The sequence below is a fragment of the Methylobacterium sp. BTF04 genome, from assembly GCF_010692745.1.
Classification (GTDB): Bacteria; Pseudomonadota; Alphaproteobacteria; order Rhizobiales; family Beijerinckiaceae; genus Methylobacterium.
The window spans coordinates 1-10,882 of the sequence record NZ_JAAHTB010000074.1 but is presented as its reverse complement, the minus strand read 5'-3'; the positions used below and the strand labels follow the sequence as shown (position 1 = coordinate 10,882).

Annotated in this window: 9 protein-coding genes and 1 pseudogene; 7 read left to right on the top strand and 3 right to left on the bottom strand. The window is 60.8% G+C overall.

Annotated elements, in window-relative coordinates:
• Positions 1 to 226 precede the first annotated feature (226 nt).
• Positions 227 to 790, top strand: a complete 564-nt coding sequence (locus tag G3T14_RS22250; protein ID WP_163644702.1) for a nitroreductase family protein — start codon at positions 227 to 229, stop codon at positions 788 to 790.
• Between the two features lie 348 nt (positions 791 to 1,138).
• On the opposite strand, the pseudogene G3T14_RS22245 reads toward G3T14_RS22250, so the two are convergent.
• Positions 1,139 to 1,525, bottom strand: a pseudogene (locus tag G3T14_RS22245) (IS5 family transposase); the annotation flags it as partial.
• A gap of 312 nt (positions 1,526 to 1,837) precedes the next feature.
• Between G3T14_RS22245 and G3T14_RS22240 the strand changes: the two are divergent.
• The 6 genes from G3T14_RS22240 to G3T14_RS22215 all read left to right on the top strand — a co-directional run bounded on the left by G3T14_RS22240 (position 1,838) and on the right by G3T14_RS22215 (position 8,340).
• A complete protein-coding gene (locus G3T14_RS22240; RefSeq protein WP_246733497.1) occupies positions 1,838 to 3,415 on the top strand; it encodes an NAD(P)H-hydrate dehydratase in 1,578 nt (525 codons plus the stop codon).
• Positions 3,416 to 3,478: 63 nt separating this feature from the next.
• Positions 3,479 to 4,462, top strand: coding sequence for a zinc-dependent alcohol dehydrogenase family protein (locus G3T14_RS22235; RefSeq protein WP_163644701.1), 984 nt, complete (start codon positions 3,479 to 3,481; stop codon positions 4,460 to 4,462).
• Between the two features lie 31 nt (positions 4,463 to 4,493).
• Entirely contained in the window at positions 4,494 to 5,363 is an 870-nt protein-coding gene (locus G3T14_RS22230) for an ADP-polyphosphate phosphotransferase (RefSeq protein ID WP_163644700.1), read from the top strand.
• Positions 5,360 to 6,898: a CYTH and CHAD domain-containing protein gene (locus tag G3T14_RS22225; RefSeq protein ID WP_163644699.1), complete on the top strand. Its 1,539-nt coding sequence runs from the start codon at positions 5,360 to 5,362 to the stop codon at positions 6,896 to 6,898. Before G3T14_RS22230 ends, G3T14_RS22225 begins: the two co-directional genes overlap by 4 nt.
• Positions 6,899 to 7,228: 330 nt before the next feature.
• Entirely contained in the window at positions 7,229 to 7,444 is a 216-nt protein-coding gene (locus tag G3T14_RS22220; protein ID WP_163644698.1) for a BON domain-containing protein, read from the top strand.
• A 665-nt stretch (positions 7,445 to 8,109) separates the two neighbouring features.
• Positions 8,110 to 8,340 (top strand): hypothetical protein, encoded by a 231-nt coding sequence (locus G3T14_RS22215; RefSeq protein ID WP_163644697.1) that lies wholly within the window; start codon positions 8,110 to 8,112, stop codon positions 8,338 to 8,340.
• Between the two features lie 75 nt (positions 8,341 to 8,415).
• On the opposite strand, the gene G3T14_RS22210 is transcribed toward G3T14_RS22215, so the two are convergent.
• On the bottom strand, positions 8,416 to 8,790 hold the full coding sequence (locus G3T14_RS22210) for a LuxR C-terminal-related transcriptional regulator (protein ID WP_163644696.1): 375 nt from the start codon (positions 8,788 to 8,790) through the stop codon (positions 8,416 to 8,418).
• Between the two features lie 305 nt (positions 8,791 to 9,095).
• Positions 9,096 to 10,192, bottom strand: a protein-coding gene (locus G3T14_RS22205; protein WP_163644695.1) for an IS630 family transposase whose coding sequence is annotated in 2 segments (ribosomal slippage) — positions 9,096 to 9,661 and positions 9,661 to 10,192 — 1,098 coding nt in all. Because the reading frame shifts where the segments join, the coding sequence is not laid out codon by codon here.
• Positions 10,193 to 10,882: the final 690 nt, after the last annotated feature.

The window sequence follows — 10,882 nt, the reverse complement described above, 5'->3', positions numbered from 1 at the left end:
GTCTCCTCCCGCTGCCCCCGCTCTGGAAAACATAGAAACTGATAGATGGTCAGGAAGCCTCCCCACAGGTCAGCCTTCGTATAAGTAATCGACGATATAAATTCGCATGTATAATCATCGCACCGATGATGTCGGCCGATGTGGTTTCCGAATTCGATGCGCAGCGCGGCCTTGTCGATGTCCTGCGATTATCGGGATGGCCTTCGAAATAAAAGGGAGTCACGACATGGAGCTCATGGAAGCGATCAGGGGCCGTTGCGCCGTACGCGAATATACCGCCGCATCCATCGATGAGCAGACGATCCGCTCCCTGATCGGCGATGCGGTACAGGCACCGAGCGCAATCGATGAGCAGCCCTGGGCGTTCACGGTGGTGCGCGACCAAGCCCTGCTCGACCGCGTATCGAGCGATGCAAGAACCCACATCGCCGCCAGTGCGGTGACCGGTTCACCGAAGGGCGGCCATTTCAGATCGATGCTTGAGGATGTGAACTTCCAGATCTTCTATCACGCCCCCGTGCTGGTCCTGATTTCGGCGATGACGGATGGGGATTGGATCGTCGAGGACTGCTCCCTTGCTGCCGAGAACCTCATGCTTGCAGCCTATGCCGAAGGGCTCGGATCCTGTTGGATCGGGTGTTCACGGAGCTACTTGAACACCCCCGACGGCAAGGCGGCCTTGCGTATTCCCGAAGCCTGGACCCCGGTTGCGCCGATCATCCTGGGGCATCCAAAATCAACGGCAGCGCCCATTCCGCGTAAAACCCCGGAGATCCGCTGGGTGGGGTAATGATTAAATTATTCCAAACTGTAAAAAATGTAATTCAAAGTTCTTTTATGGTGTATTATGTAGTGGTCAAGCTAGAAAGTATTTTTGGTCGATTACTCCGAGCCTCCGCATGGATTTAGTGCCTACACTATGTGAAACGTGGTGCGCGAACCGAGATGCCAGTAAGAGCCGGCGGCTATCAGCGCGAGCCTCGATCTTCCACGTCAACCTGTATCTGCGCTAAGGGCATCCATCGTCAAAACTGCGACGTCTTCCCCGAAGGTGGCGCTCCAGGGGCGTGGGCTGCCTAGGGTCTAGACTCGATCAGCACCAGAAAGCGATGACGGCGGCGAACGCGACGGTTGAGGCTTAGTTGCGAGCCAATTTTTCGTATCGGGTTACGATGCGACGGAAGTCTTTCAGACGGCAGAAGGTGGCTTCAATGCGCCAGCGCTCGCGGTATCGACGCCTGTCGTGGCGAATTTTGCGTTTGCGGTCGCGCTTGCCGGGAATGCTCGGCGTGATGCCGTTCTCCCGCAGGTCAGGTCGTAACCAATCGGCGTCATAGTCCTTGTCGGCGCTCAGACGGCGGATGCTGCCGGGGGCTGCAGCCAACACCTCCGGGGCGGTCTTCACTTCGCTGGCGTTGCCTGCGGTCAGCAGGAGGACGCCAGGGCGACCGAGTACGTCGGTGAGGGCGTGGATCTTGGTGGTCTGGCCCCCGCGCGACGGGCCGATGCCTTGCGCCTTGGCCCCCCTTTATGGATGGCCCGCCCCTCACCGGGCTTCACTGCTAGGTTTTCAGAGCCATTGGTGTGGAGCAAGATTTCGGGCCGCTCCAGGACGCGTAGAAGCGCGGCCTCGTGCCGGCGCAGGCGGGCGAGGTCGGAGTTGAGAAACTTTGCTGGTCGTCCCCACCCCTATCGAATCGACTGGCCCACTGAGGAGCCTCGGAAACTACTCACCCGGGAAGCCGACGTGTGCAGCTTCTCAACGCTTCGCTCGAACTGGCGCAGCTGTGGACTCGAAAAGACAGAAGCGCCTTTCCAGTCCGATCGAAATCCAATCATGAACGACGGCTTACTGAGTAGATTCCGATCCTGTTCGGCGAAGAGCGATGGAGGCCATCATGACGTTTACTGGCGGATGGAAATGGCTACTCAAACCAGGCTTGAGCACTCAGAACTTGCTCTTCTGACGCCTGCCCAAATGGGCGAAGCCGATCACGCGGCCGAGGCCGCCGGCGTCCGCACCGTTGATATGATGGAAGCCGCCGGCGGCGCCGTTGCAGTTGCCATCGGTGTGCGCTGGCCGATGCGCCCCATCGTGGTCCTGTGCGGCCCAGGCAATAACGGCGGTGATGGCTTTGTCGTCGCCCGCCACCTCGACGCTGCAGGGTGGCCGGTAACGGTGGCTTTGCTTGGTGCACGCGAAAAACTCTCTGGAGACGCCGCGCACGCCGCAAGCCTATGGAAAGGCGACGTCGCGTCATTCACGCCCGACTGCCTCGACGGCGCGGGGGTGATCGTTGACGCCATTTTCGGCGCCGGACTCTCCGGCCCCTTGGCTGGCCAGGCCGTCATCATGGTAGACGGCATGAAATCACGGCGCATCCCGATCTGCGCCGTGGATGTCCCAAGCGGCCTCGACGGCGCCTCCGGGCTAGTGCGAGACGACGCGGCGCCGGCCGACCTGACGGTGACCTTCTTCCGCAAAAAGCCCGGGCACCTGCTCTATCCGGGACGCGGCCTGTGCGGCGACATCGTAGTGGCCAACATCGGTACGCCGCTGACCGTGCTAGACGCAATCGCACCGACAACCTGGGAGAACGGGCCCGGCCTTTGGCTGGAAGGCTACCCGTGGCCCCAGCCCGAGAGTTACAAATACAAGCGCGGTGAGGTCCTGGTCCTCGGCGGAGAAGCGATTACGGGCGCCAGTCGCATGACCACGCTCGCCGCATCGCGAGCCGGAGCGGGCATGGTGACGCTAGCGGCGCCGGAGGCTGTTTGGAGCATTTACGCCACCTCTCTGATCAATGCCATCGTCCACAGCTTTGCGGGCGCTTCGGGCTGGCAGGCCTTGCTGGCCGACAAACGGCGCAACGTCATCGCCATCGGCCCCGGCGCGGGTGTTGGCGCGCCGACACGGGCCTATGTCGTCGCCGCGCTGGCCACCAAGAGGGCAACTGTCCTGGACGCTGACGCACTGACGTCGTTCGCCGAGGCGCCGGTAAATCTATTTAGCGCGATCGACGGACCCTGCGTGATGACTCCTCACGCCGGGGAGTTCATGCGGCTGTTTCAAGTCGAGGGTGATAAGCTGGCGCGCACTCGCGCCGCCGCCAAACAGAGCGGCGCCGTCGTCCTTCTCAAGGGACCCGATACGGTCATCGCGGCGCCGGACGGGCGCGCGATCATCAACGCCAACGCGCCGGCGCAACTCGCCACCGGCGGGACCGGCGATGTGCTGACTGGATTCATCGCGGCGCTGCTGGCCCAGGGGATGGCGCCGTTCGAGGCCGCCGCAGCCGGCGTTTGGCTTCATGGTGCGGCGGCCGCGGCGTTCGGCTTGGGGCTCGTTGCGCAGGATTTGCCCGATGCGCTGCCGCGCGTGCTGCAGACGCTAAGGGCGCAGGTGAATGACTAGCCGGGTGAAGCGCGGAACATCATTAGAATTGGTCCAGGCCCCTTTCGAAACAAGGACGATACCATGAAGGCGATGGTGCTCAAAAAGCCGAAGACCCCGCTGGAATGGACGGAATTGCCCGATCGCCAGCCCGGCACGGGCCAGGTGCGGGTCAAGGTTCTCGCCTGCGGGGTCTGTCGCACAGACCTGCACGTCTTCGATGGTGAATTGCCTGATCCAAAATCCCCGATCATCCTCGGCCACGAAATCGTCGGCCGAATCGACGCGATCGGACCGGACGTTACCGGGTTGGCTATGGGGGAGCGGGTGGGGATTCCCTGGCTCGGCCATACCGACGGCGTTTGTCCCTACTGCAAGTCGAATAGGGAAAACCTTTGCGATGCGCCGCTGTTCACCGGCTACACCCGTGACGGCGGCTTCGCGACCGCGGTCATCGCCGACGCGCGCTTTGCCTTTCCGCTCGGCGAGACCGGCAGTGATGAGTCGCTGGCCCCGCTGCTTTGCGCCGGGTTGATCGGCTGGCGGTCGCTGAAAATCGCTGGCGAGGGGAAAAAACTCGGCATCTACGGGTTCGGCGCGGCGGGCCACATCGTCGCCCAAGTGGCAAAGTGGCAGGGACGAGAGGTGTATGCCTTTACCCGGCCCGGCGATGTTGGAACCCAGGATTTCGCGCGACGCCTGGGCGTCACATGGGCCGGTGGCTCTGATGAAACCGCGCCGCAATTGCTGGACGCGGCGATCATCTACGCCACCGTTGGTGAATTGGTCCCCGTTGCGCTGAAGGCCGTCCACAAGGGCGGTCGCGTGGTCTGCGCCGGGATCCACATGAGCGATATCCCAAGTTTTCCCTACCAAATTCTTTGGGAGGAGCGGCAGCTGCTCTCCGTCGCCAACCTCACAAGGGCGGACGGGATTGAGTTTCTCCGTCTAGTTCCGAAAATGGGCATTGTCGTGAAGACGACCACCTATCCACTTCAACACGCCAACAAGGCGCTGGAGGACTTACGTGCTGGCCGGTTCGACGGCGCCGCGGTGCTCGTACCTTGACTACCGTTCATGTGCAAATGAGGGGCGACGCGTGAAGATCAAAACGGATGACTTCCGCGTGCGCGAAGGCGACGAGGTCAAGCTACACAAACTGGCGACTATTACAGAGCCGATCTACGATTCGACCAAGGACTATCAGGATATTTTGGCACAACATGTCGTAAAGCTGAGCGAGCTTCAGGAGCTGCTTTATGCCTCAAATCGTTTTTCGATCCTCTTGATCTTCCAGGGCATGGACGCCGCCGGTAAAGATGGCGCGATCAAGCACGTCATGTCCGGTGTTAATCCCCAAGGGTGCCAAGTCTACAGCTTCCAACATCCGAGCGCCACCGAACTTCAGCATGATTTCCTCTGGCGCACGACCCGTAATCTCCCGGCGCGGGGGCGGATCGGCATTTTCAACCGATCCTATTACGAGGAGGTGCTGATCGTTCGGGTTCATCCTGAACTTCTGGAAAGCGAAGGCCTGCCCGACGTCTCGCCGAACGATCATTTGGTCTGGCGTCACCGTTTCCGGTCTATCACCAACGTGGAACGCCATCTGCATGAGAACGGAACGCGCATCATCAAGATCTTCCTGAATCTTTCGAAGGAAGAGCAGCGAAATCGATTTCGTCAGCGTATCGACCAGCCGGAGAAAAACTGGAAGTTCAGCCTTGACGACATTAAAGAGCGGGGCTTCTGGAGAGAGTACATGCATGCGTATGAAGAATGCCTCAGTACGACGAGCACTAAGCACTCCCCTTGGTACGTTGTCCCGGCCGACGATAAGCAGAACGCCCGTCTGATCGTATCGCAAATCCTCGTTGATAATCTTCATGGACTGAAGATGCACTATCCGAAGACGTCAAGTGCGCGAGCCGATGAGTTGCTCGAAATTCGCAAACACTTGCAGATATGACCTCTCCACTTGCAACGGCTCTGAACCCGAGCGAGGTCGAGCTGAAATTTCATCTGCCAGAGGGCAGCCGGGTCCTGCTGGAGTGCTACCCGGCGCTTGCAGCGGTGGCCCCAGCGCACCATCACTTGGTGAGTACCTATTTCGATACGCCCGACCGGGCTCTGGATCGATTTGGCCTGACGCTGCGGGTGCGATGGGACGGGGAGAAGCGGATTCAAACCGTGAAGTCCCGATCGAAGGGTCATGGCGTGGCCGCCAGTCGCGGCGAATGGGAGTGGCCAATCGAGCAGGACATACCGGAGGTGGCTCTGCTGTCGAAGACGCCGGCGCTAGCGGCAGCGGCTTGCGCGATCAAGGGCCGCCTCCAGCCCGCATTCTTCACCGACATCCGCCGAACAACGTACCTCCTACACCTAGACAGCGGCACGACGGCGGAAGTGGCGTTCGACGAGGGCGACATCCATGCCGGCCTAGCCCGCGAGCCCGTTAGCGAGCTAGAGATCGAACTCAAGAACGGCGGCGTGGAGCCCCTCTATCGGCTAGCCGGAGCGCTCCTGTCGACCGCCCCCCTTTGGCTGATGTCAGAGAGCAAAGCGTCGCGCGGCTGGCGGTTGCGGACAGGCCAGGGCGCCGGCGCACAACTGAAGCTGCCTCTAAGGTTCAAACGCAGTCTCTGCGCCGACGCGGGCTTTCGCCAGCTCTTCGGCGCCACGCTTGGCCACTTGACGGTCAATATCGGACCGACCCTCCGCGGCGATCCCGAAGGCCTCCATCAGGCCCGCATTGCCATCCGGGAAGCGCGAGCGATATTGCAATTGTTTGATCCATATCTGAGCGCCGACAGCGCCAGAAGATTCAAGGAGGCTCTGCGAACCCACGGTCAAATCCTCGGCGCGGCGCGTGACTGGGACGTTTTTTGTCTTGAAACCCTACCTGCGGCGATGCCCGACCTCTCGAGCGAGCGTCTGGAGGACCTCAATGCCGCAGCTCAGGTAGAACGCCAACGCGCGCACGAGGCCGTCGCGGCCGCCCTGCGGGGCCGTGGGTTTTCCGAGATGGTTCTGGGGTTGGTATGTTGGAGCGACGTCGGCGCACTTGCACCCTCTGGACATGATACCGGTTTGACGGGCCGAAAGCTGTCCACCCTGGCGTCCTCGCTGCTGGACCGCGCCTCGAAGAGGGTGCGGCGTCGCGGTCGACATGCCGGTCGGCTGTCGGAAACGGGGCGGCATGACCTCCGCAAATCACTCAAAAAGCTCAGCCTCGACATCGAAGCCCTGGCCCCTTTCTATGGGACCAATGCGGTGAAGCGCTATCGGCGTCGCTCCGAAGCCCTTGAACGGATTCTCGGCGTGGCAAACGATGCAGCAGTCACGGACGGGCTGGCGCATAAGCTCGTCGCAACAAATCGGGCGGCGTTGTCAAAGCCGGCCTACGCTTTGGAACACTGGAACAGGGTACGCGGTCGCAAGGCGTTGATTGGCCTCAGGGCGGCGATGAGGAACTTACGCCACCAACCTAAATTCTGGTCGTAAAGGCGATCCAGAGTCGTACCCTGTCTCCAGTGCACAGCAATGTGCCGTGAAAATTTGACGGTGTCCAGGAACCCCACCCCAGGGGATGACCAATCCAAGACTATGCCCTATTCTGACTCGCCCACGAGTGGCCGCCCTACCGTGTTCAAAGTCTCTCTGTCCAAAGCGTCCATCGTAGGCCAGTCGCGTGACGCGATGTCGTGGGTAATTTTCGATGCTACCGATCGCAGCCGGTTCTCTTCAAGCTGAAGCCATGGGCTCTTCCCGCGAGGATGCGATGGCGCACCGAAGACTGGGATCATTATGCGGAATAGCTTGGCGGCGACGACGATGACGCTGCTCAATCGCATTGATTGGGAAGCTGCGATCCTCCCCGAAACGGTGACGGCCCAAGTGCAGGACGAATGTGTCAGCCTGAACGGCGCCGTCGATTGGAATTTCCAGAAGGATGCCGCGGCTCTCGACGTCCGGTCCCTGCTCGGCATCGTGGGGCTTTCGAACCAGATCACCATCAGGCCGCGCGCCAACGCACACAACATCGCATAGGGCATCAAGGGACCGCTCGGCCGGTCCTGGTTCTTCGATCCCAATCGTGCCGATGTCGAGGGCGACCGCGTCCGGCTGATGGCGGCGCTTGTCACCCTGTCGATGGTGGCTCCCGCAACCGCTCAGCAACCAGCGTCTACTCTGTCGGTGGACGCTGCCATGACGATGCGGGAGGCAAGCCTATTGGCCGATGCGGCTCGTGAGGCAACCCGACTCGCCAGGCAGACATCGAAGGCGGCAGCGCAGCAGGCCTCACAGGAGTCCCCGGATCGGATACGAAACCGCTCTGGCGACGCCGAGGCGGCGGCAAAGCGATGCGATACCAAGATCTCCGATGCAAACAATGCTGCCGGCACACGGTCAGCGCCTCGATGCGGAAGGCCGCGGACGCGGCTCGGCACTTCGTCGAGGCGACCCGATTGGCGCGTTAGAAGGCTGATGAAGCGACCGAGGCGTACATCCACTCCGACATGACGGGAATCCGACAGACGGCATCCGGAGCCCGAGCCTCCATCGTCAGGGCTGCCACAGCCGCCTCGAATGCCGCGCGCGGCACGTGAGTCTGCCAAGACCCCCTGGGACCGCAACATGGCGCAGACCCAGCTCCGAAACTGTAACAGGTCCCGACGGGACTGTTCGAACCGATCCTTTCAGGAGAGCCGCCGGTGGAGAAGGCCAAATTGGAACGATTCTTCGAAAAAGCGGCGCATCAGCACGACCGGGCCGCCGACCATTACCGGCATTCCGCAAGGCATCTTGCCAAAGGTGAGCACACCGCCTCCGCGAAGGAGCGAGACCGCGCCATCGATCACTGCGAGAAGGTCCGGATCGACGAGATCGGTCTGCGACCCGATGGAATGGCAACAGACGGACGGACAAAGTCCGAGGCTGCCTGACACTTATGGGATGACATCCATCGCAGCGGCCCTGCTCATCGTGACTAGGAAACTTCCAATCAAACGCACAGCCGGCTATACCGTCGGCTCTGCGGCGAGCACGAGCCGCATCAGCGCCGGCAACGATCGGGTGCCGGTCTTGCGCATGATGGCGGCTCGGTGGTTCTCCACCGTCCGCTGACTGATATTGAGGTCGGCGGCGATATTTTTGCTGGGATGGCCGGCCAGTACTGAGGCTATGATCTCCTGCTGTCGCGGTGTTAGCCCAGCGATTTGGCGTCCGGCGTCGCCGCGCAGGCCGCGAAGATCTCGGCGAGCCTTCCGCAACTCCTTCTTCGTGACCTCAAGTTCGGCTTCAAGGGACGCGACGTTTAGGAGATATGAGCGCGGCAGGGGGGCAAATGCATTCGTATAGTCCTGGTCAACGTCGACCTGCGGAGAATGGATCATAGGAATCTTAATTCCACGATGCTGGGATCTATTCGACTTCGTGTTTGCTGGACCCGATGGCAATGCAGGCCTGAAATGCCGTCACTTCGCTATATCGTGGCACGGCGGCGGGGCGCTGGCTCGGGATCGTCGTAGTCCAACAAAATGCCGTAGATGCCGAACTGTGCGAAGGCTTGCTACCACGACGTATACTTCGTCCGAACTCAGTCCCGGAGTAAGGTCGCCATGCCACTCGATAGAACCGCTGATCCTGCCCTGCCACCAAAAGCGCGGAACGTTAAAAGTGTTATACCAATTCTCATTGATCAGCACCCATGTGCCCATTGGCGTAGTCCGATGGACATGATGCGCCAGGGTTGGGCGATGAGCTTCGTCCAGGCGTCGCAGCAGTGATCGATGATGTCGTCGTAGGATTTGAAGATCCGGTTTCCGAGCCAGTTGTCGCGAAGGAACTGCCAGAGGTTCTCGACCGGGTTGAGTTCGGGTGAGCGCGCCGGCAGGGGCAACAGGGTGATGTTGCCCGGCACGAGCAGCTTCCTGGTGGTGTGCCAGCCAGCCTGATCGAGCAGGAGTACGGCGTGGGCACCGGGAGCCACGGTCGCGGCGATCTCTTCGAGGTGGTGGGCCATGGCCTCCGTGGTGCAACGGGGCATGACCAGGCCTGCGCCGACGCCCCGGGCCGGGCAGATCGCCCCGAAGATGTAGGCCGAGGCCGTGCGCTGATCCTTGGGTGCTGCGGGTCGCGTTCCACGCTTGGCCCAGCGCCGGGTCAGGGTGTTCTTTTGGCCGACACGAGCCTCGTCGCAGAACCAGACCTCTATCGGCTTGCCGCCGACGGCCTGCGCGATGTCCGCCAGACGGTTGGGGAAGTCTTTTTAAAAACGGCCGCGGCGTCCGGATCCTGGGCGTGATGGCGCGGGCGGGCCGAGAGCTTGCGGTAGCCCATGGCCCGCAAGACCCGGCTCAAGGTCTGCTCGGAGACCGACACGCCGTGATCCTCGGACAGGATTTGGGCCAGATCGCACAACCGCCAGCGAACCACGCCGTGGGCGGCCGGCGTCGGTCCCTGTTCAACAAGAGCCTTCAGGACATCGCGCTGGTCGGCGTTCAGGCGCGGACGGGCACCGGGAGCCTTGCCGTCGATCAGCCCGTCGGGGCCATTGGCGTTGAAGGCCACGACCCAGTCGCGCACCGTCTGCAACCCGACCCCGCCGATCTCGGCCGCCTCCGAGCGCAGACCACCCGCGGCGATCACCGATAGCGCCAACAGGCGGCGGGTCTGCGCCGGATCACGCGAACCCTTGGCCAGACCGCGCAAGGCCTCGGCATCGAAATCCGATCGCAGCGGCACCGGAGCAGCCATCGCATCCTCCTCAGGCTCAAAACCCCAGGAGGGAATCACGACCCCGATGTCGATGCTACCCCGCGTGAGTCGTCCTCAACGAGGCTTGGTATTAGTATCAAAAACATTAAAAGTAAAATAGTTCTAAGTAAAAACATAACTAGATCGTAGATCAACACGGCCGATCTAGGTTTTATTTTTTGCTTTATTTGGCCTTGAATTTTCAATTAATAACTTGCCGCGCACTGGTTTAAATTTTAGTTTCAATTAATCTAACCTCTGAGTGATTTCGCTCAGGGCATACGATTTGTGGCTGTGACGATTTAAAGTGGTCTGATCGTTACGTCTACGTTCATGATGCGACGCTGCGATAGGAACTGGTCCCCTGTAGAGGACCATGATTGGTAGAGTTGCAATGAAGAAGGGTGTTGAGGCGAGCGCGGCCAGCGGAACCGCTGATCATAGTCCGCATACGGCGGTTACCGAGCCACAGGCGTATAGGGAAGCCACCAATGTGGTTAAGACAGACTTCATCGCGGCTGATCTCTAAGAACCTCGCGTCACAATTGGCGCTGTCACTCATTTAACGCCCGGGAAGTGCCATGGGCCAGCACCATTTACGCGTCTCTAGTATCCATTCTTGCATCCGAACTTTCGCCGATATCAAAATCCTTTTGCATCTTCCGTGGGTTAGGCTAGAGCCGTGTCCGGTTGGGTTGAGTCAGGGGGTATCGGGCGGGCGGCGGATCT